Origin of the sequence: Amycolatopsis balhimycina FH 1894 (genome assembly GCF_000384295.1) — a bacterium.
Classification (GTDB): Bacteria; Actinomycetota; Actinomycetes; order Mycobacteriales; family Pseudonocardiaceae; genus Amycolatopsis; species Amycolatopsis balhimycina.
On sequence record NZ_KB913037.1, the window covers coordinates 2,685,247 to 2,706,088 of the forward strand.

15 protein-coding genes are annotated in these 20,842 nt (G+C 70.9%); 7 read left to right on the top strand and 8 right to left on the bottom strand.

Annotated features, from left to right (window positions below):
• The 3 genes from A3CE_RS0111365 to A3CE_RS0111375 are packed head-to-tail and all read right to left on the bottom strand — an operon-like array spanning position 1 to position 3,751.
• A complete protein-coding gene (locus A3CE_RS0111365) occupies positions 1 to 1,257 on the bottom strand; it encodes a glucarate dehydratase family protein (protein ID WP_020640210.1) in 1,257 nt (418 codons plus the stop codon).
• Positions 1,257 to 2,192: a 5-dehydro-4-deoxyglucarate dehydratase gene (locus tag A3CE_RS0111370; protein WP_020640211.1), complete on the bottom strand. Its 936-nt coding sequence runs from the start codon at positions 2,190 to 2,192 to the stop codon at positions 1,257 to 1,259. The genes A3CE_RS0111365 and A3CE_RS0111370 overlap by 1 nt, the downstream gene beginning before the upstream one ends.
• Positions 2,193 to 2,242: 50 nt before the next feature.
• Positions 2,243 to 3,751: a sodium:solute symporter family protein gene (locus A3CE_RS0111375; RefSeq protein WP_020640212.1), complete on the bottom strand. Its 1,509-nt coding sequence runs from the start codon at positions 3,749 to 3,751 to the stop codon at positions 2,243 to 2,245.
• A gap of 151 nt (positions 3,752 to 3,902) precedes the next feature.
• Between A3CE_RS0111375 and A3CE_RS0111380 the strand changes: the two genes are divergently transcribed.
• From A3CE_RS0111380 to A3CE_RS0111410, 7 genes are all read left to right on the top strand, one after another.
• On the top strand, positions 3,903 to 4,715 hold the full coding sequence (locus A3CE_RS0111380) for an IclR family transcriptional regulator (protein ID WP_020640213.1): 813 nt from the start codon (positions 3,903 to 3,905) through the stop codon (positions 4,713 to 4,715).
• A gap of 23 nt (positions 4,716 to 4,738) precedes the next feature.
• Positions 4,739 to 5,545, top strand: coding sequence for an NAD-dependent epimerase/dehydratase family protein (locus tag A3CE_RS0111385; protein WP_020640214.1), 807 nt, complete (start codon positions 4,739 to 4,741; stop codon positions 5,543 to 5,545).
• A 116-nt stretch (positions 5,546 to 5,661) separates the two neighbouring features.
• A complete protein-coding gene (locus A3CE_RS50855; RefSeq protein WP_020640215.1) occupies positions 5,662 to 6,222 on the top strand; it encodes a polysaccharide deacetylase family protein in 561 nt (186 codons plus the stop codon).
• A gap of 28 nt (positions 6,223 to 6,250) precedes the next feature.
• Positions 6,251 to 6,616, top strand: a complete 366-nt coding sequence (locus A3CE_RS0111395; RefSeq protein ID WP_020640216.1) for a response regulator transcription factor — start codon at positions 6,251 to 6,253, stop codon at positions 6,614 to 6,616.
• A complete protein-coding gene (locus A3CE_RS53445) occupies positions 6,617 to 7,519 on the top strand; it encodes a phosphotransferase (protein WP_020640217.1) in 903 nt (300 codons plus the stop codon).
• Between the two features lie 43 nt (positions 7,520 to 7,562).
• On the top strand, positions 7,563 to 8,852 hold the full coding sequence (locus A3CE_RS0111405) for a right-handed parallel beta-helix repeat-containing protein (protein WP_020640218.1): 1,290 nt from the start codon (positions 7,563 to 7,565) through the stop codon (positions 8,850 to 8,852).
• Positions 8,853 to 8,869: 17 nt separating this feature from the next.
• Entirely contained in the window at positions 8,870 to 9,223 is a 354-nt protein-coding gene (locus A3CE_RS0111410) for a VOC family protein (RefSeq protein ID WP_020640219.1), read from the top strand.
• A 133-nt stretch (positions 9,224 to 9,356) separates the two neighbouring features.
• On the opposite strand, the gene A3CE_RS0111415 is transcribed toward A3CE_RS0111410, so the two are convergent.
• From A3CE_RS0111415 to A3CE_RS0111435, 5 genes are all read right to left on the bottom strand, one after another.
• Positions 9,357 to 10,298 (bottom strand): peptidylprolyl isomerase, encoded by a 942-nt coding sequence (locus A3CE_RS0111415; RefSeq protein WP_026468378.1) that lies wholly within the window; start codon positions 10,296 to 10,298, stop codon positions 9,357 to 9,359.
• A 78-nt stretch (positions 10,299 to 10,376) separates the two neighbouring features.
• A complete protein-coding gene (locus A3CE_RS0111420; RefSeq protein ID WP_020640220.1) occupies positions 10,377 to 12,653 on the bottom strand; it encodes a glycosyl hydrolase family 95 catalytic domain-containing protein in 2,277 nt (758 codons plus the stop codon).
• A gap of 40 nt (positions 12,654 to 12,693) precedes the next feature.
• Entirely contained in the window at positions 12,694 to 14,988 is a 2,295-nt protein-coding gene (locus tag A3CE_RS0111425) for a glycosyl hydrolase family 95 catalytic domain-containing protein (RefSeq protein WP_020640221.1), read from the bottom strand.
• Between the two features lie 236 nt (positions 14,989 to 15,224).
• Positions 15,225 to 16,640 (bottom strand): M1 family metallopeptidase, encoded by a 1,416-nt coding sequence (locus A3CE_RS0111430; RefSeq protein WP_020640222.1) that lies wholly within the window; start codon positions 16,638 to 16,640, stop codon positions 15,225 to 15,227.
• 80 nt (positions 16,641 to 16,720) lie between these two features.
• Positions 16,721 to 20,614, bottom strand: a complete 3,894-nt coding sequence (locus tag A3CE_RS0111435; RefSeq protein WP_020640223.1) for a Pls/PosA family non-ribosomal peptide synthetase — start codon at positions 20,612 to 20,614, stop codon at positions 16,721 to 16,723.
• Between the last annotated feature and the right edge of the window lie 228 nt (positions 20,615 to 20,842).

Consider the following 20,842-nt stretch of genomic DNA (forward strand, 5'->3'; position numbering starts at 1 on the left):
TCACCACCTCGCCGTGTTCGTCTCGAACCCGGGCACGTACTTGCGCATGTACGTCACGTCGTCCCGCTTGGTCAGTCCACATCGGACGTAGTTCTCGTGCAGCTTCGCCAGCGCGTCCTCGTCGAGCGTGATCCCGAGCCCGGGGGTCGTGGGCACCGCGACGGCGCCGTCGGTGAACTCCAGCACACCCGGCTCGATGACGTCCTCGACCTTCCACGGCCAGTGCGTGTCGCAGGCGTAGGTCAGGTGCGGCGTCGCGGCGGCGACCTGCACCATCGCGGCCAGGCTGATTCCTAGGTGGCTGTTGGAGTGCATCGACAGCCCGACGCCGAAGCTCTCGCACGTCACCGACAACGCCTGCGTCGCGCGCAACCCGCCCCAGAAGTGGTGGTCCGACAGCAGCACGCCGATGGCGCGCGCCCGGAAGCCCGGCTCGACGTCGCCGAAGTTGACCACGCACATGTTGGTGGCCAGCGGCATCGACGCCTGCTCGGCCACCCGCGCCATGCCTTCGATACCCGGCGTCGGGTCTTCCAGGTACTCGAGCACACCGTCCAGTTCGGACGCCACGCGGATGCTCGTCTCGACCGTCCACGCGCCGTTCGGGTCGATCCGCAGCGGGTGCCCGGGGAACGCTTCGGCCAGCGCGCGGACCCCTTCGATCTCCTGCGCGGGCTCGTAGACCCCGCCCTTGAGCTTGATCGACCGGAAGCCGTACTCGTCGAACATCCGCTTCGCGGACCCGGCCAGCGTCTCGGGCGTGGTGATCTCGCCCCAGGAGTCCTCGCGGCCGTCGATGTGCTTGCCGTACTTGTAGAACAGGTAGGCGGAGAACTCGACGGCGTCACGGGCCTTGCCGCCGAGCAGGTCGGTCACCGGACGGCCCAGGTAGTGGCCCTGCGCGTCCAGGCAGGCGACCTCGAACAGCGAGTACACGCTCGCGATGGTCTTGCGGATGGAGAAGCCGCCGATCAGGCCGTGCGCGTCGGTCAGCACCGTGTCCGACAGCGCTTCGGCGACCAGCCGCTGCAGGCCGGGCAGGTCGAACACGTCGTGGCCGCGCAGCCGCGGCAGCACCTTGCGCACCTCGCCGAGGAAGGCTTCGTCGCCGTAGGACTCGCCGAGCCCGACGACGCCGTCTTCGCACTTCACCTGCACGACGCTGCGCAGCGCGAACGGCTCGTGCACGCCCATGACGTTGAGCAGCGGCGGGTCGGCGAACGCGACCGGGGTCAGCACCACGTCGAGGATCTGCATCAGCCGAGCCCCTTCAGCGTCACGAAACCGTCCTCCACGACCTTCTCGAGCCGGCGGATCTGCTCCGGCGTCGGCTCGATCAGCGGCGGCCGGACCGGGCCGACCTTGTCACCGCGCAGCCGGGCGGCGGCCTTCACCAGCGACACGGCGAACCCGGGCGTCTCGTCCCGCAACGCCACCAGCGGCAGGTAGAACCCGGCCAGCAGAGCGTCCATCACCCGCGTGTCACCCTCGCCGAGCGCGCGGTGGAAGCGGTGCGCGATCTCCGGCGCAAAGCAGTGCACCGCCGAGGAGTACCGGGCGACCCCGATCGCGGCGTACGCCTTGGCCGAGACCTCCGCGGTCGGCAAGCCGTTGAAGAACAGGAAGTTCCGCGCCCGCTCGGTGTCCAGCGACCGGATCGTGGTGACGATCCGGGTCATGCACTCGACGTCGCCGTAGCCGTCCTTGAGCCCGACGACCGAGGGGATCTCCAGCAGCGAAGCCGCGGCCGGCGGGGTGAACACGCCGGTGCCGCGGTGGTAGACGATCACCGGCACGGACGAGTCGCCGACGGCGTAGCGGACGAAGTCGACCAGCCCCGCCTGCGGCCCGGAAACGAGGTACGGCGGCAGCAGCAGCACCCCGTCCGCACCCCCGGCCTGGGCCGCCGCGATGCCGGCCCGCGCCGACGCCGCGCCGCCCCCGGCGCCCACCCAGACCGGGACGCGGCCGGCGGCCGCCTCACGGGACCGGGCGAGCACCGAGGCGACCTCGGCGGGCGAGAGCGAGCTGAACTCGCCGGTGCCGCACGCGACGAACAGCGCACCGGCGCCCGCCGCGATGTGGCTCTCCACGTTCTCCGCGAGCGCGTCGAGGTTGACCTCGAGGTCATCGGTGAACGGGGTGAGGGGGAACGCCAGCAGGCCGTCCAGCTCGATCTCGTTCTGTGCCATCAGTTTCTGCTCTCTCGTCCTTTATTCGGGTCGGCCGGGTGTGGCCGGCGTCAGGCGGGCACGGTCGTGCCTTCCTTCTTGCGCTCGACGTCGTCGTCGGCGGCGTTCACGGTGTCGACGATCTCATCGGCGGCCGCACTGCGCTCGGGGGCGAGCAGGCCGAGCCCGATGTACAGGGCGAGCGAGACCAGGATCGGCGTCGCGACCAGCACCGTCTGGTTCGCCTTGAACACGTAGTACACCAGCGCGTAGTCGATCAGGCCGCCCGCCCAGGAGATCAGCGCCGCGCGCGGGCCGCACCTGCGGAACCACGGCAGCATGCCCAGCAGCAGCGGGATCGAGATCGGGCCCATCAGCGCGGCGACCCAGTTGACGACGATCTGCAGCACGCCGCCGAGGTTCTGCGCCTGGGTGGCCACGACCATGGTCAGCGCGACAAAGATCACCGTGGTGATCCGCGCCGCCTTCAGGCCCTGGACGTCGGTCCACTGCCGGGTGCGGCGGAACATCGCCGGGATCATGTCGCGGGTGATCACCGCGGAGATCGCGTTCGCGTCGGAGGAGACCATCGCCATGGTGTGCGAGAAGATGCCGGCCAGCACCAGGCCGACCAGGCCCGGCGGCAGGAACGTCGTGGTCATGATCGCGTAGGACTGCGTCGGGTCCTTGACGCCGGGGATGAGCAGCGGTGCCGCGAACATCGGGAACATCAGCACCAGCGGCCACAACAGGTACAGCGCGGACGAAAGCCGCGCCCCGCGCTTGGCTTCCTGGGTGGTCGGCGCGGCCATGTACCGCTGCGCCAGGTTCCACATGCCTCCGTTGTACTCCAGCGTCTTCACGAGCACGTAGACGAGCAGGAAGATGGTGGTGTACTTGGACGTCACCGGGTCGACGTGGCTCGCGGGCAGCTTGTCCCACATCGTCCAGAGCGCGGAGATCCCGCCCAGCTTGCCCAGCACCACGACGATCATCACGATCGCGGCGATGGCCTGGATGACGAACTGGCCGAAGTCGGTGAGCGCGTCGGCCCACAGGCCGCCGATGGTGCAGTAGACCAGGGTGACCGCGCCGGTGATGAGGATGCCGAGGTTGTAGTCCAGCCCGGCGAAGACGTGCAGCAGGGTCGCGACGGCGAACCACTTGGCCGCGATGTCGAAGATCTTCAGCAGGCTGCCACTCCAGGCCAGCGCCTGCTGCGTCGGCACGTTGTACCGCTTGGCCAGGTACTCCAGCGGCGAAGCGACGCCGAGCTTCGAGCGCAACCGGTTCCAGCGGGCGGCGAACAGCCAGCTGCCGATGCCCACGCCGATGCCGATGCTGGCGAAGCCCCAGAAGTACACGGTGATGCCGGTGGTGTACGCGACGCCCGCGTACGCGACGAAGAGCACGGCGCTGTAGCCGGACATGTGGTGCGAGATGCCGGCCAGCCACCACGGCATCTTCCCGCCGGCCGTGAAGAAGTCCTTCACGTCGCTGACTCTCTTGTGCGACCACCAGCCGATCACGATCATCAGCGCGAAGTACGCGCAGACCATCGCCCAGTCGAGTGCGTGCACCGCAGGCTCCTTTCCGCGTCCACGGCGATGCGGTGATCGTTCACATCCGTGAACGGAGTCTGTTATAGTGATTATGTTCATCTATAAGAACGTTGTTCGGGACGCTAATATGGCCGGAGTCACAAGTCAACGGCCGGACGGAGGAGCACAAATGCCGCAGAAGGTGGGCAATCCGGCGGCCGCCGACGGTGCAGCCCCCGCCGAGACCTCCGGCGTGAAATCCGCGCGCCGGGCCGTCGACCTCATCGAGACCTTCGCGGCGAACGACGTCTGGCTGTCGCTGTCCGACCTGCACGCCCGCACGGGGTTCCCGCGCTCGTCGCTGCACGGCCTGCTGCGGACACTGCTGGAAGCCGGCTGGCTGGAAGCCGACACGAACACCGCCCGCTACCGCCTCGGCGTCCGCGCGCTGATCTGCGGCACGGCGTACCTGGACCGCGACGCCGTCGTCCCGTTCGCCACCGAAGCACTGGAGCGCATCCGGGAGAAGACCGGCTTCACCGCGCACTTCGCGCGCCGCAACGGCACCGAGGTCGTCTACCTGGAGACGCGCGAGTCGCAGCGCTCCACACACCTCGTCTCGCGCGTCGGGCGCACGCTGCCCGCGCACGCGACCGCGCTGGGCAAGGCGCTGCTGGCCGAGCTGACGCACGACGAGATCGAGGCGCTGATGCCGGCCACGCTGCCCGCACTGACCCCGAACACCATCACCACGCTCGAAGGCCTGCACGCCGAGTTCGCCGCGACCCGCGAACGCGGGTACGCCGCCGAGATCGAGGAGGGCACGCTGGGCGTCCGGTGCGTGGCCGCGGTGATCCCCTACCGCATCCCCGGCACCGACGCGATCAGCTGCTCGATGCCGATCAACCAGGTCACCGACGACGACGCCCGCCGCGTCGGCGAGCTGCTCGCCGAGACCACCGCCGAGCTCGGGCAGCAGCTGCGCCGCGCCGGCATCCGTTAATCCCTTCTGGTGAAAGGAACCCCATGACGGACCAGCGCGTGCTCATCACCGGGTCGGCGGGTGTCGTCGGCACCCTGATGCGCCCCCGCCTGCGGCGCCCCGGCCGGGCGCTGCGCCTGCTCGACCTGGCCCCGCAGACGGCGTCTTCCGACAGCGAGGAGATCGTGACCGCTTCGGTCACCGACGCTTCGGCGATGGCGGCGGCGTGCGAAGGCGTCGACGCGCTGATCCACCTCGGCGGGCACAGCCGCGAAAACACGTGGGAAGCGACCCTGGACGTCAACATCAACGGGACGCAGACGGTCCTGGAGGCGGCACGGTCCGCGGGCATCCAGCGCGTCATCCTGGCATCGAGCAATCACGCGGTCGGGTTCCGCCGGATCGACTCGGACCTTCCCGCCGACTCGTCACCCCGCCCGGACACCTACTACGGCGTCAGCAAGGCGGCGATCGAGGCGCTGGGCAGCCTGTACCACTCCCGTTTCGGCATGGACGTCATCGTGATCCGGATCGGCTCGTGCTTCGAGACGCCGTTGCCGCTGGGCCCGCGCGGCCTGTCGACGTGGCTCTCCCCCGACGACGCGGCCCGGCTGTTCGAGGCGTGTCTTTCGGCGCCGTCGCCCGGGTACCGGCTGATCTGGGGCGTCTCGGACAACACGCGCCGGATCTACTCCCTCGCGGAAGCCGAAGCGCTGGGCTACAAGTCCCTGGACGACGCCGAGGTGTACGCCGAACAGCTTGCTTCGAAGCCTGCCCCGACGGGTGCGGCGGCCGAGTACGTCGGCGGCCCGTTCTGCACCGCTCCCCTGGGCGTCTTCAACCCGCTCTGACGTTTCGTGAAGGCCACCTTGAGGAACTTGAAGTTCCTCAAGGTGGCCTTCACGAACTTTGGTACTAGTACCTAAGCGGCTTCCTCCGCGCGTGGCCGGGAGCCAGGGTGAGCCGCATGATCTTGAAATCCCGCCGGGCCCGGACGTGGACGATCGTCGTGGCGAGCGTGCTGGTCGTCGTCCTCGCTGCCGCGTTCACGCTGTTCGAGGTGGCGAAGTCGCGGACCTTCCAGTTCTTCGGCATCCTCGTGAACCGCGTCGAGACCGGCGAGAAGGTCGTCGCCCTCACCTTGGATGACGGACCCGATCCCGCGGGCACCCACGCGATCCTGGACACGCTTCGCAGCCGTGAGGTTCCGGCCACCTTCTTCCTCATCGGCCGCGACATCGCCGCGCACCCCGACCTGGCGCACGACATTGCCGCCGCGGGACACGAAATCGGCAACCACAGCTTCTCGCACGACCGCATGATCGGCGTGACGCCCGGCTGGGTCGCCGACGAGGTGGAGGCGACCGACGCGCTCATCCGCACGACCGGCTACACCGGCGAGATCCTTTTCCGGCCGCCGAACGGCAAGAAGCTCTTCGCCCTGCCGGCTGCTGGCAGCTCGACACTGACGACCCAGTCGCCGTCCCGCGCGCCGTGGGTCAGCACGGCCGTCGTGACGAGAGACTGACGCATGCGCCGACAGTAGAGTACCGGGCATGATCCGGGTTCAGGTCGTCGACGACCACGCGCTGGTGCGCGAGGGGATCGCGCTGATCCAGGGCGCGCGGCCGGACCTCGACGTCGTCGGGCAGTACGCGAGCGGGCCGGAGCTGCTCGGCTCGTCCGTCGAGGCCGATGTCGTGCTGCTCGACCTCTACCTGCCCGGGATGGACGGCCTCGAAGTCCTGCGCCGGCTCGGGCCCGCGTCGCCGCGGGTGCTCGGCGACGGACTGTCCAATAAGGACATCGCGGCCCGGCTCCGGCTGGCCGAGCGGACGGTGAAGGTGCACGTCGGCAACGTGCTGGCCAAGCTCGGCGTCACCAGCCGCACCCAGGCGGCGCTCGTGGCCAGGGACCGCTGAGTGGAGTGGCTCGCGTCGTGGTGCGCGGAGCACCTGGGCGCCGCGCCCACGGCCGTGCTGTTCGAACGGCGGTCGCTGTCGGCGGTGGCCGGGCTGCGGCTGGCCGACGGGCGGGAGGTGGTCGTGAAGGCGCGCGAGGACGAGGGCCGCGCCGCGGCGTGCGTCACCGCGCAGGGCCGGTTGGCGGAACGGGGGTTCCCGTGCCCACGGCCGCTCACCCCCGTGATCGCCGTCGGCGCGCTGGCCGTGCACGCCGAGGAGTTCCGCCCCGGCGGAGCCCCGCTGCCGGGCGACACCCCGGACGTCGCCGTGCGCTGCGCGGAGGTCTTCACCCGCCTGATGGCCGGACTGACCGGCGTGACCGTCCCGCCGCCGCTGCCGAACCCGCGCTGGGCCCGGTGGGACCACGCGGATCCGGGACTGTGGCCGTCGATCGGCTTCCTCGACGAACGGGACCAGAGCGTCGTGCCCGAGTACGTCGTCGAGACGGCGACGCGGGCACGAAAGCGACTGCTGGCGGCGGAACTGCCGTGCGTGCTGGGCCACGCCGACTTCGAAGCCCAGAACCTCCGCTGGCGCGACGGCGAGATCCGGTCGGTGGACGACTGGGACAGCCTGGCGTGGCAGCCGGAAGCGGCGCTGGTGGGAGCGGCGTGCGGGACGTTCGCCAGTGTCTCGCCGCCGACGCTGGCGCCGATCGAGAGTTCGGCCGCGTTCCTGACGACGTACCAGGACCTGCGCGGACGCCGGTTCACCGACGAGGAACTGGAGGTCGCGTGGGCGGCCAGTCTGTGGCCCGCCCTGCACAACGCTCGCTGGGAAGCCCTCCACGGCGACCGCCCGGTGTGCGGAGAGGCCATCCGCGCCCAGGCGGCCGAACGACTTCGCCGGGCGAACGCTTGAGTTTGTACGGCCCGTGTACGGGCCCGGGTTAACGTCGCGGGCCATGTCGAACCAGTGGAAACTGCTCTCGCTCGGCGTGTTCGCCGCCCTCACGGCCACCACAGCCACCACGGTCACCGCGGTCACCGCGACCGAGGCCGCCGCGGCGCCGACCACCTACTACGTCGACCAGGCCCTCGGCAACGACAACGCGGCCGGGACGCAGGCCGCGCCGTGGAAGTCCCTCGCCAAGGTCGCCGCGACGGAACTGAAGGCCGGGGAAACCGTGCTGCTGCGCCGCGGCCGGACCTGGACCGGCGGGCTATCGGTCAAGGGATCGGGCAGCGCGTCGGCGCCGGTGAAGATCGGCGCCTACGGCGACGGCGCCCGTCCGGTCGTGCAGGGCAACGACGAAGCCTGCGTCAACCTACCCGGCAACTACGTCTGGGTGCAGGACCTTCAGGTCGGCGTCGCGGCCGACGCCGGGCGCTGCTCCTGGGCCGGCGTCGAGGTCGGCGGCGACCACGACAAGGTGCTCTCGAACTACATCACCGGTGCCGGCGCGGGCGTCTACATCGCGCCGTCGGCCGACGGCACCGAGGTCACGCAGAACGACCTCGTCGACAACAACCACATGACCAGGGTGACCCCGGGCGGCAGCGACGACTCGGGCGCGTTCGGGATCCTGGTGCAGGGCAACGGGTCCGACATCGGCTGGAACCGGATCAGCGGGTCGATCGCGGTGAGCGACGACTTCGGCGGGCTGGACGGCGCGGCCGTCGAGCTCTTCTACGGCTCGGACAACGTCATCCACCACAACATTTCCGAGGACAACGAGTCCTTCACCGAGCTGGGCACCTACTCCGACGACCCGGACGGCGTGTCCCGCAACAACGTCTACGAGTACAACGCCGTCTTCGGTGCCAAGACCCGCGGCGGCATCGTGACGCGCGACGCCGGCGACCAGAACGGCCCGGTGACCGGCACGATCTTCCGCAACAACTCCATCCGGCTGAGCAACGCCGAGTCCGAGGGCTTCGTCTGCTACGGCGGCTGCACGAACCAGACGCTGAAGCTCACGCAGAACGTCATCCAGGCCGCCATGAAGGTCGGGTACGCCGACACCGGCTGGACCGCGACCGACCACAACGTCTTCTACGGCGGTCAGCGGCAGTTCACCCCGGGCGCCACGGACAAGGTCGCGGACCCGAAGTTCACCTCGGCCACCAACCTCGTCCTCACCACCGGCAGCCCGGCGATCGGCCTCGGCAGGACGAAGTACGCGGACACCGACGTCGACGGCAACGCCGTCGGCACCCGGATCGACGCGGGCGCCTACCAGTTCACCGGCTGAGCTGGCAAGCTCACGGCATGGAACGCGTGCTCGGAATCGGCGGGTACTTCATCCGCGCGTCGGACCCGGCGGCCCTGGGCGCCTGGTACCGCGACTGCCTCGGCCTCGACACCGACGAAAACGGCGTGTGGCGCCCGGAGGCGGGCCCCACCGTCTTCGCGCCGTTCGAGGCGGAGACGGACTACTTCGGTTCGCCGTCCCAGCGGACCATGCTCAACTTCCGGGTCCGGGACCTGGACGCCATGCTCACCCAGTTGCGCGCCCAAGGCGCCGACGTCGCCGCCGAAACCCAGGAGATGGACGGCGTCGGCCGCTTCGGCTGGGTCACCGACCCCGAAGGCAACCGCATCGAGCTCTGGCAACCCGCCTGACCCACCGGCACGCGTGATCAGAGGGTCGGCACGCGTGATTTGAGGGACGACACGCCGAAACCGGCCGCGCTGGCTCGTGTCGACCTTTCCATCACGCGTGTCGACCTTTCAATCACGCGTGCCGGCGCTTCCGTCACGACGTGGTGACGTGGGTGAGCTTCACCGGGATCTTCGGGGGGCCGCTGCCGTCGCCGATGCCCGGCTTGGACTGGTCGATGCCGCCGCGGGCGACCTTGTCGACGACCTCGAGGCCGGGTTCGTCGATGCTGCCGAACACCGTGTACTCGGGTGGGATATTGATCTCGCCGTAGACCAGGAAGAACTGGGAGCCGCCCGAGTCCGGCTGGTTCGTCTTCGCCATGGCGAGCATGCCGCGGCCGTACGTCAGCTCGGGGAACACCTCGTCGCGGATCGCGTAGCCGGGGCCGCCGGTGCCGTCGCCCACCGGGTCGCCGCACTGGAGCATCTGCAGCCCGGCCGTCACGGACAGCCGGTGACACGACGTGCCGTCGTAAAAGCCCTGCCCGGCCAGGCTCAGGAAGTTCACGACCGTGCACGGCGCCAGCGCGCGGTCCAGCGTCAGCCCGATGTCACCCGCGCTCGTCGCCAGCCGCACTTCGACCGTCCCCGAAGACGGGGCCGGGCCGTCGGGTGGCAACGCGGCCTTCTTCGGCGCCGGCGAGCCGGAGTCCGGCGTGAACGCGCAGGTCACCGGGTTGGCCAGCGGCTTCGTCCGCTTCGGCATCGGGGCCCGGCCGCCCGGGAGCGCCACCGGGGAGCTCGGGGACGTGACCGTCGACGTGGGCGACGCGAGCGTCGCCTGGCCGCTCGGCGAGATCCCGGGCAGCGTCTTCACGTCGGGATCGCGCAGAAAACCGGGGTAGCCCCAGGCCAGGAACGCCAGCGCCATCAGGATGACGACCACGACCGACCCGCTGACCAGCACCACGGCGGCCGGTGACGCCTTCTTCGGCGGCACCGGCGCCTGCCACGGCGGATACTGGTGTTGCTGCGGGTACGAGTACGGCGGCCACTGCTCCTCGGGCCGCTGCCCCGGTCCCCCCGGCTCGCTCATCCACGCTCCCCTCGTCGGCCGCCCATTGTGCCGGGTAAGCCTCCTCCCGGGAGGGGAATCCGGGAAGGAGGTTCTCGGCTACGGCAATCCCCAGGGGTCGCTCGGCCCACCCGGCGTGACCGGCCGGACGCCGAAGTCCGGTTTGTCACCCTTCCGGTACACGAACGCGTCCTCTCCGCACCCGAGCTCGACCTGGACGTCCCCGTTGGCCAGCCGTCGCCAGCGGCGCGCCCGGCCGCGCGCGTCGGTCACCGCGAGCTCGCCGTCGATGCCCGGCCGCAGCACGCACGGCGCCCCGGCTTCGCTGTGCACCTTCAGCCACCGCGTCTTCCCGCCGGCCCTCGACGCGCTGAGCAGGAACGCGCCTTCCGTGCGGAAGTCCCGCAGCGCGACGTCGCCCCACGCCGACGGCACCGCGGGGAACAGCCGGAGCACGCCGTCCCAGCTCTGCACCAGCATGTCCTGCAGGGACTTGGCCGCCGAAAGCGGCGTCTCGATGACCGGCCCGGACTCCTTGTACATCGTGTTCGGCTGGATGTACCGCCGCTGCAGCTCGCCGAGGTAGAACGCGGCCTGGTCGCCGCGCAGCATCTGCGCCGAGATCGACGCGGCCCCGGTGAACGTGTAGCCCTGGAGCGCGCCCTCGAAGCCGACCCAGTGGTTCAGCGACGTCTCGATGATCTGCCGGTGCTCCGGCTGTTCCCAGGTGACGTCGTAGAGCGGGTAGATCTGCAGCAGGTGCGAGTAGTGCCGGTGCGACTTCGCGAACGGCACCCCGGCGCCGATCATGTAGCCGTTGACGTCGGCCGGGTAGTCCACCAGCGTCGCCAGGACGTTCCGCCACTGCGCCGCCAGCGGATCGCCGGGCGTGTGCTGCAGCAGCGTCTTGCAGCCCCAGCGGATCAGCGACAGGTCGTAGTTGCAGTCCGGGGCGTTGACGCCGTATTCGGGCGAGAACGTCGGCGGCAGGTGCAGTTTCCCGTCCGGGCCCGGCGCGAGGAAGTGCAGGTAGTAGTTGATCGCCCGGCGCAGCAACGGGACCAGCGTGTCCCGCAGCAGCTTCCGGTCCATCGTGTGCCGGTAGGACAGCCAGACGTTGTGCAGTGCCCAGGTCAGGTTGCCGACCTCCGGGGTGGGCGTGGCTTGCCCCGGGATGCCGACGGGGAACCCGCTGGTGGCGTTCGAGACGCCGTTGAGCAGGGTCATGTCGGTCGTGCGCGGGATGCCCGCGGAGTCGGCCTGGTACGGCGAAGCGACCTGGCTGACGAGGTTGCCGCGGTACTTGCCGAGCGCGTAGCCGACGGCGTCCAGCTCCAGGTGGTTGGAGCCGTGGATCAGCCAGTATTCGAGCTGGACGTTGAGGTTCCACCACGTCGCCGGCCACGGCGTGTTCTCGAGCCACGGCCCGGAGGTCGCCATCACCGGCGCCTCCCGCCGGGCCGCGGACGCGACCTTGTACAGCTGGATCCAGTAAAAGCTCTGCAGCCGGGTGTCCGGAATGGACAGGAAGCTCCGCCGGTAGTAGTCGTGCCACCAGCGCCGGTGGTCCTGGGTCAGCGCGCCGAACTCCCCGGCCCGCCGGACCGTGCCCAAGGCCCGTGCCGCCGACGTCTTGTCCGGGTGCGACCACGCCACCGACGTGTACAGCGTCCGCGCGCCACCGCGCGTGACCTCCCGCCAGGCTGTGACGTGCTCGCCACCGGCCAGCAGCGGCTGCACGGCCAGCCGGGCGTCACCGCTCCCGGACAGCTGGACCGGCGGGTTCGCGGTGTACCCCGCCGGCGGCGGCTTGTTCCACACCGGGTCGGCGCGCGGGCTGACCGCGGCCGCCGGGTGGAACACCCACTTGAACCCGCGTTCGCCTTCGGACGGCCGGATTTCGACGGCGAGCAACGACTGTCCCGTGTGGACAATCGCGCGCAGGCTCAGGCTGCCCGCCGCGGTCGTGATCGTGCCGGTCAGCTCGGCGTTCCAGAGGTCCATCCGCCAGTCGATCGCGGTGATCGCGCCGACCGGTTCGAGCGTGAAGTACCCGATCGGCAGCCGGGCCAGGCCGAACAGCGAGCCGAACTCCGGCCGGTGGTCCTGCACCTGGCTGTGCTGGACGTTGAACCGGATGGCGTTCTGCCCCGGCTCGGCGTAGATGCCCGAGCCGAGGAACCCGTTGCCCAGGAATGGTCCCTCGTACCAGGTCTTCGGCAGCCGCCGCCAGTACAGGTCCGCGGTGCCCACGAACCCGGCCCAGCCGAAGTCGTCGCTGCCGGGCACGTCCGCGAAGGCGGGGGTGACGCCCGCCGCGCCCACGGCCAGCCCGGCGAGCGCCCCACCGAGCACGGTTCTGCGGGTGATGTCCATTCGACCTCCTCGTCGAAATGCCGAAATGTCGAAAGCGGATTCAGCTCGGCAGGCCCCAGGCCGGTGCCGGGCCGAGGGCGGGGACGTCCCGCGGCGCGAAGCCCGGCCGCGAACCACGCGGGGTGACGACGGCGGTGCCGCCGCGGCGCAGCCCGATCTCGATCCGCCCGGGGCCCGCTGCGCGCCACGGCAGCTGCCTGCCGTACTCGTCGCGGACGTCGACGTCCCCGCCGACGCCGTGCTGCAGCACCAGCGGCGCACCGGCCTCGCTGTGTACGCGGACGAACTCCGTCCGGCCGTCGCGGCGGGAGGCGTCCACGAGGAACGCGCCCTCCGCGCGCAGCCCGGAGATCGAGGCATCCCGCCAGGTCGCCGACACCGACGGGAAAACCTTGAGCACGCCGCCGGATCCCTGCATCAGCATGTCCACAACGGACTGGGCCGCGGTGATCGGGCTTTCGATCGCGAAGTTGGCGCCCTCGCGGTACATCGTGTTCGCGGTCAGCTCGGTGTCGGCCACGACGTTCCGGTCGAGGAAGAACTTCAGGTACCGCAACGCTTCTTCGGGCGCGTCCATCACCGAGCTCATCGACGACGCGGCCGCGTAGCTGTAGCCGTGCCAGGCCGTCTGGTCGGCGATCCAGTGCTTGAACGTCCGCGTCATGATGTCGCGGTCGCCCGCCCGGTCCCAGACCTTCTCCCGAAGCGGGTACAGCCACAGCAGGTGCGAGAAGTGCCGGTGGGAGGCGGCCAAGGGAACGCCGTCACCGATCAGCACGCCGTCGGCGGGGTCTTCGTGGTACGGCACGAGCTTCGCGCCGATTTCCTGCCAGATCGGCACGCGCGGCTCGTCCAGGCAGAGGATCCGGGCGGAGTCGACGAGCGTGCGCGCCGCCCACCGGATCAGCGACAGGTCGTAGGTGCAGTCCGGCGCGTCGGCGTACTCCGGCGACCGGGTCAGCGGCAGGTGCAGGAACCCGTCCGGACCGGTGACCAGGAAGTGGCGGTAGAAGTTCAGCGCCTTCGCCAGCGTCGGGTACAGGACGTCGCGGAGCATGCGTTTGTCCAGGTGGTGGCGGTAGGCCAGCCAGACGTTGTGCAGGCCCCACAGCAGGTTCCCGGTCTGGTCGGTCTTGGACGTCGTCCCGGGGACGCCCACCGAGCGCGTGCCGCCGGGCCGCAGCCGCCAGTCACCCGGGTGCGAGAGCGCGTAGGTGTCGCCGTCGCGGTAGGCGGGCGGGACGGACACCTCGAGGTTCGCGTGATCGCGCCGGAAGGTCTCGGTGACGGCGTCGAGCTCGGGGTGGTTGCTGCTGTTGACGATCGGGTAGGTGACCTGGACGTTGAGGTTCCACCAGACGGCGGTCCAGCTGTTGCCGACTTCGGGGAACCACGGCCCCCATTCGGACACGACCGGCCCGTCCGCGCGGGTGGCGGCCGCGATCTTGTACAGCTGGATCCAGTAGAACCGCTGCACCTGCTTGTCCGGCACCGAAACGAAGCTGCGCCGGTGGTAGTCGTTCCACCAGCGGCGGTGGCGGGCGAGCAGGACGTCCGGGTTCGCGGCAAGCGCTTTCCGGACGGCGTTCAGGGCGTCCGCCGTGTGTGTCGTGCCCGGGAAGCTGTAGGCGACGGCCGCCGCGAGCAGCCGCCGGCCGCCGACCGCGCGTTCCCGCCAGGCCGTCGTGTACCCGCCACCGGCGAGCATCGGCTGGGCGCAGTACCCGGCCCCGGCTTCGGGCGCCGGGTTGGCGACGTACTCCGGCGGCTTGCGGACGGTCCGGGTGGTCGCCGACTCCAGCGGCTGGAACGCCCACGCGGCGCTCGTTTCGCCGGCGCTCGGCGTCAGCGAAACGAGCAGCACGCCGAGGTCGTTGTGCACGACGGCGGAGAAGGCGACCGAGCCCTGCGTGGTGGTGATGGTGCCGCCCAGTTCGGCGTTGTACAGGTCGAGCGTCCAGTCGACGGCGGTGACCGCGCCGGCCAGGGTGAGCGTCAGGAAACCGATCGGCAGCCGGGACAGCCCGATGCCGGCCTCCCACTGGATCCGCTGGTCCTGCACCTGGGTGTGGCTCAGCATGATCTTGAGGGTTTCCGGTGTCTTCCCGGCGTAGACCTGGGCGCCGAGGTAGCCGTTGGCGAGGAACGGGCCTTCCTGCCAGTTCTTCGGCAGCCGCCGCCAGACCATGCGGGCATCGGCGGCGACGTCCCGGTGCGGGTTCCCGCCGGCGGCGAGCGCGGGTGGGGCGGCTCGGGCCCACAGACCCCCGAAGGCGGCGGCCCCGGCCACGACCGAGGCAGAACGGAGCACCGTCCGCCGGGACACTGCGTCCATGAAGCATCCTCCGAATTCATACTACGTTTCGGCGAGATCACGCGGCGGCGTTCGGCCATACTTGCAGAGGGGTGCCCAAAATGCCAGGGAAGTTCACCCAGACAGCGGCAGATACATCCGATGAATCCATCGGCAGCGGTGCGGCCCGGACGTCATGAACGAGTCGTTCATGACGTCCGGCGACAGGAAAGAGTCGTTCACGACGTTCTCCCCCGGCGCACGCGAGCGGGAGAGAACTAGGCCCCCGGCAGCGGCGGCAACGCCGGCGTGTACAGCCAGCTGGTGAAGAACGCGCTCAGCGAGCGGCCCGCGTGCGCTTCCGCCGCGGCCACGAACGCTTCCGTCGTGACCAGTCCGTGCCGGTGCTCCTCGGCCCACGACTTCAGCAGCGCGAAGAACGCCGGGTCGCCGATCTCCGCCCGCAGCGCGTGCAGCGTCAGGCCGCCGCGCTTGTAGACCCGCTCGTCGAACATCCGGGCCACGCCCGGGTCGGCGATGCGGACGTCCGCCGGTTTGGCCTTGATGCGCGTGTACCAGGCGCGGGCCAGCGCCGCGGCGGACTGGCCGCCGACCTCCTCCGACCACAGCCACTCGGCGTAGGTCGCGAAGCCCTCGTTCAGCCAGATGTGCCGCCAGTCGGCGACGGTCAGGCTGTTGCCGAACCACTGGTGGGCCAGCTCGTGCAGCACGAGCCGCTCGTGGGTGCGGCGGCCGTCGACGTGGTTGGCGCCGAAGATCGCCATGCCCTGCGCCTCGATCGGGTCGTCGAGGTCGTCGTCGGTGACGACGATGACGTACTCGGCGAAGGGGTACGGGCCGAACAGCCGCTGCAGGAACTCCATCATGCGGCCCTGGCGCCCGAAGTCGCGGTCGAACGCGCGACGCAGCCGCGGCGGCACGGCGGCCCGCTGCGCCACGGTTTCGAAGATCGACTCCACCTGGCCGCTCGCTCGCCCGATGCCGAGGCTCAGCCGGCGCAGTCCCACCCCCGTGTGCGGGAACCAGCCGCGGCCGGTCAGCTCGACCTCGTCGTAGCGGCCGATCTGCACGCTCATCAGGTACGTCGCCGTCGGCTCACGCCGTTCGTAGACCCACTTCGTGGTGCTGGCCGCGGTGGACCGTTCGACCAGGGTGCCGGTGACCGCGACCAGGTACGGCGACGCCGTCGTCACGCTCACCCGGTACGCGGCCTTGTCCGACGGGTGGTCGTTGCACGGGAACCACGACGGCGCGCCGACCGGCTGGCTCGCCACCAGCGCGCCGTCGGTCAGCTCGTCCCAGCCGACGTCACCCCAGCGGCTCCCCACCGGGCGGGGGTTGCCGACGTAGTGGACCTCGACGGTGAACGCGGCACCCGCCGGGATCGACTTCACCGGCTTGACGTGCAGCTTCGCGCCGCGCTTGAGGTACTTCGCCGGCTTGCCGTCGACCAGCACGCGGTTGATCCGGAAGTCGGCGAAGTCGAAGCTGACACGGGAAAGCGCCTGCGTCGCCTCGGCCGTGATCACCGCCGAGGCCGACAGCCGGTTCGGCGCGACCTTGTAGTCGAGGTTCAGGTCGTAGTGCCGGGTCCGGTAGCCGCCGTTGCCGTGCGCGGGCAGGTAGGGGTCGCCGGAGGTGTCCGCGCCGGGAGCGGGAGCCTTCGAAATCACCCGTGGCGAACCTTTCGTCGTGCGTGCTGGAACCAGGCTCGCACGGACAGGTGAGTCCGGCGCGCCTGGCCCTGCTTTCGTTACTTACCGGTCCACGCGGAGATCGGGTTGCCGAGCCAGCGGGTGTCGGCGGGCACCTCGTCGCCGCGGGTCACCAGCGAGCCCGGGCCGACCGTGGTGCGCGCGCCGATGCCGGCGCCGGGCAGCACGATGCCGTGCGGGCCGAGCGTCGCGCCCTCGCCGAGGGTCACGCTCGACATGCTCATGATCCGGTCGTGGAACAGGTGCGTCTGCACGACGCAGCCGCGGTTGATCGTCGCGCCGTCACCGAGCTCGACGAGGTCGGCTTCGGGCAGCCAGTACGTCTCGAGCCAGACGCCGCGGCCGATCTTGACGCCCATCGTGCGCAGCCAGGCGGTGAGCAGCGGCGTGCCGCCGACCGAGCCGATCAGCCACGGCACCGCGAGGGCCTCGACGAAGGTGTCGGCCAGCTCGTTGCGCCAGACGAAGGAGCTCCACAGCGGGTGGTCGATCTCGCGGAACTTCCCGACCAGGAGCCACTTCATCACGGTCGCCGTCAGCGCCGCGACGATGCCGGCGGCCAGCAGGATCGGGCCGGCCAGCAGCGCGGCGACGCCGAAGCCGAACAGCGACGCCGTCCACAGCAGCCCGAAGGCGACGACGACGGTCAGCGCAACACCGCACATGACCGGGATGATCCGGCACAGTTCGACCAGCGCCCGCGCGGCCTTGAGGTGCAGCGCCGGGGTGTAGGTGCGGCTGGTGTCGGCGTCGCCGATCGCGCGGCGGACCGGCAGCGGCGGCATCCCGAGGTACGACGAGCCCTTCTTCGCCTTCAGCGGCGTCGAGGACAGCACACCCACGAGCCCGCGCTTCGGCACCGAACGGCCGGGCGCGGTCATCCCCGAGTTGCCGAGGAAGGCCTGCTTGCCGATCCGGGCCGGGGCGACGTGCAGCCAGCCATGGTTGAGCTCGTAGGTGGCGACCATGGTGTCGTCGGCCAGGAACGCGCCGCTGTCGACCTGGGTCATCTTCGGCAGCGCGAGCACGGTCGACGCCTCGACGTTGCGGCCGACCTTCGCGCCGAGCAGCCGCAGCCACACCGGGGTGAACAGGCTGGCGTACAACGGGAACAGGCCTTCGCGGGCCATGCTCATCAGGCGCTCGGTGGCCCAGACCTGCCACGCGACGCGGCCGTGGACCGGGTGGTAGCCCTCGACCATGCCGATGCTCAGCGACCGGACGCCGACGAGCACGAGCAGCATGTACGTCAGGAAGTTGGCGGCAGTGGCGAGCGGCACGTACAGCAGCGCCTGCGTCAGCGCGGCGAGCAGCGTGGGCGCGCCGTGGATCGCGTAACCGAGCACAGCGGCGGCCGGCAGCATGGCGATTCCCGGCAGGAAGCCCAGGAAGATCGAGCTCGCGCCGTAGACGGCGGCCCAGAAGTGCGAGCGCGGCGGACGGCTCGACGGCCACTTCAGCGCGTCACGCTCGTCCTTGCCGACGCGCGAGGCGGGCGAACCGGCCCAGCGCTGCCCGGCCGGGACGGCACCGCGGACGGTCGCCCCGGCCGCGATCTCCGCGCCCTTGCCGATGCGGACACCGGGGAACAGCGTGCTGCGCGCGCCGACGCGGGCTTCCGCGCCGACCCGGACCTTGCCGATGTGCACGACGTCGCCGTCGACCCAGTGGCCGGACAGGTCGACCTCCGGCTCGATCGCCGCGCCGCGGCCCAGCTTGAGGAAGCCGGTGACCGGCGGCGGCGAGTGCAGGTCGACGTCCTTGCCGATCCGCGCGCCGAGGGCCTTCGCGTAGGTCGTCATCCACGACGCCCCCGCGACCCCGTTCGCGCCCGAGAAATCGGCGAGCTTCTCGGCCGTCCACAGGCGCAAGTGGACGCTGCCGCCCCGCGGGTAGGTGCCGGGGCGGACACCCGACAGCAGCACGCGTGCGCCACCGGCGGCGATCGCGATGCGGCCGAACGGGCTGAACAGCACCAGCCAGGCCACCGCGATCCACGTCCAGCCGAGCGTCGGCGCCCAGGTGAACCCGAGCAGCGCCAGCACGTTCGACAACGCGGCGGCGATCGTCGCCCAGCGCAGGCCGGCGAGGCCGCGCAGCGGCACCATCAGCAGCGTCTGGATGACGCCCGCGCGACGCGGGGCCGGCGCGATGTCACGGCGTTCGGTGGCCTGGCCACTGAGCGCGTCCAGCATCGCGGCCAGCGCACCCAGCTTGGGGTGGGCGTAGATGTCGGCGACCGACATCTGCGGGTGCCGGGTGCGGATGCGGGCGACCACCTGCGCGGCGGTCAGGCTGCCGCCGCCGTGGGTGAAGAAGTCCGCCTTCGGGTTGTCGACCGAGACACCGAGGATTTCGGCCCAGCCTTCGGCGAGCCACGCCTCGGTCGGCGACAGCCCGGCCGATGCGGCGTCCACTGTGGACAGCGGCCACGGGAGGGCGTTGCGGTCGACCTTGCCGGAGGTGCGGGTCGGCAGGTCGCCGACGACGGCGAGCAGCGGCACCAGCGCGGCGGGCAGGTGCTCACGCAGGCGCGTCGCGGCCTGGTCGTGATTGAAAGTCTCGCCTGTGTTGGGAACGACGTACCCGACGAGGACCTGGTTGCCCGCCTTGGTGCGGCGGATCGCGGCGGCCGCGCCCTGCACGCCCGGCAGGGCCTGCAGCGCGGCGTCGACCTCGCCCAGCTCGATGCGGCGGCCGCCGAGCTTGACCTGCTCGTCGAGGCGGCCGAGGAACAGCAGGCCGTCCTCTTCGGCGCGGACCATGTCGCCCGAGCGGTAGGCGCGCTGCCAGCCCAGCGACGGCAGCGGCGCGAACTTCTCGGCGTCCTTCTCGGCGTCGAGGTAGCGGGCCAGGCCGACGCCGCCGATGACCAGCTCGCCGGTCTCGCCCATGCCGACCGGCTCGCCCTCGTCGTTGACGACCGCGAGCTGCCAGCCGGACAGGGGCAGGCCGATGCGGACCGGGCCGTCGCCGGTCAGCTGCGCGGCGCAGGCGACGACGGTGGCCTCGGTCGGGCCGTAGGTGTTCCAGACTTCGCGGCCTTCGACGGCGACGCGCTCGGCCAGCTCCGGCGGGCAGGCCTCGCCGCCGAAGATGAGCAGGCGGACGTCTTCGAGCGCGTCGGCGGGCCACAGCGCGGCCAGCGTCGGCACGGTCGAGACGACGGTGATGCGCTGCGCGACCAGCCACGGGCCGAGGTCGACGCCGGTGCGGACCAGCGCGCGGGGCGCCGGGACCAGGCAGGCGCCGTGCCGCCAGGCCAGCCACATCTCTTCGCAGGAGGCGTCGAAGGCGACGCTCAGGCCGGCCAGGACGCGGTCGCCGGGGCCGACCGGCTCGTCGGTGAGGAACAGCTCGGCCTCGGCGTCGACGAAGGCGGCGGCACTCGCGTGCGTGACCGCGACGCCCTTGGGCTTGCCGGTGGAGCCGGAGGTGAAGATGATCCACGCGTCGTCGGCCGGGCCGGGGACGCCTTCGCGGCCGCCCGGCGTGCTGTGGACGTTGATCGCGCCGTCGGTCGCCACCGCGGCGACCTGGGCCTCTTCGAAGACCAGCTCGGCGCGCTCGTCCGGGTCGTCGGCGTCGACCGGCACGTACGCGGCGCCGACGGACAGGGTGGCGAGGATGGCGATGTACAGCTCGGCGGTGCCGGAGGAGATCCGGATGCCGACGCGGTCGCCGAGGCCGACGCCGTAGCTCTGGAGGCGGCGCCCGTAGACGTCGATCTCGTCGAGGAGCCGCCGGTAGGTCAGGGTGGTGGTGCCGTCGTCGATCGCGGCGGCGTTCGGGTGCTGCTCGGCGGTGGCGGCGAGGACGTCGAGGAGGGTGCGCTCGGGGGCGCCGAGACCGGACCAGAAGAGGGCGCGGTCGGCGACCGGGGCGAGGGTGATCTCGGCGGCGGAGCCGGTGGGTTCAATGGTGACGGTCATCGGGCGTTCACCTCGACCGTGACGAAGACGTGCAGGAACGAACCACGGGCGCGCAAGCCCACCACTCACCTTTCGGGAGCCTCAATCGGGCTTGCTCTCCGAATGAGGCGCCCGCAACGACCTTCAACTGTAACGCAAGATGAACGAAAGATATCTCTAGGATCACGCCAGAGTGTCGGACCTCACCCCGGACCGGACGAACCGCCGTGACGGAGGGGTCGACACGCG

Excerpts from the sequence above, each read along its gene's own strand:
- A3CE_RS0111365 (WP_020640210.1), bottom strand. The coding sequence starts at position 1,257 with ATGCAGATCCTCGACGTGGTGCTGACCCCGGTCGCGTTCGCCGACCCG.
- A3CE_RS0111370 (WP_020640211.1), bottom strand. The coding sequence starts at position 2,192 with ATGGCACAGAACGAGATCGAGCTGGACGGCCTGCTGGCGTTCCCCCTC.
- A3CE_RS0111380 (WP_020640213.1), top strand. The coding sequence starts at position 3,903 with ATGCCGCAGAAGGTGGGCAATCCGGCGGCCGCCGACGGTGCAGCCCCC.
- A3CE_RS0111385 (WP_020640214.1), top strand. The coding sequence starts at position 4,739 with ATGACGGACCAGCGCGTGCTCATCACCGGGTCGGCGGGTGTCGTCGGC.
- A3CE_RS50855 (WP_020640215.1), top strand. The coding sequence starts at position 5,662 with ATGATCTTGAAATCCCGCCGGGCCCGGACGTGGACGATCGTCGTGGCG.
- A3CE_RS0111395 (WP_020640216.1), top strand. The coding sequence starts at position 6,251 with ATGATCCGGGTTCAGGTCGTCGACGACCACGCGCTGGTGCGCGAGGGG.
- A3CE_RS0111405 (WP_020640218.1), top strand. The coding sequence starts at position 7,563 with ATGTCGAACCAGTGGAAACTGCTCTCGCTCGGCGTGTTCGCCGCCCTC.
- A3CE_RS0111410 (WP_020640219.1), top strand. The coding sequence starts at position 8,870 with ATGGAACGCGTGCTCGGAATCGGCGGGTACTTCATCCGCGCGTCGGAC.
- A3CE_RS0111415 (WP_026468378.1), bottom strand. The coding sequence starts at position 10,298 with ATGAGCGAGCCGGGGGGACCGGGGCAGCGGCCCGAGGAGCAGTGGCCG.
- A3CE_RS0111420 (WP_020640220.1), bottom strand. The coding sequence starts at position 12,653 with ATGGACATCACCCGCAGAACCGTGCTCGGTGGGGCGCTCGCCGGGCTG.
- A3CE_RS0111425 (WP_020640221.1), bottom strand. The coding sequence starts at position 14,988 with ATGGACGCAGTGTCCCGGCGGACGGTGCTCCGTTCTGCCTCGGTCGTG.
- A3CE_RS0111435 (WP_020640223.1), bottom strand. The coding sequence starts at position 20,614 with ATGACCGTCACCATTGAACCCACCGGCTCCGCCGCCGAGATCACCCTC.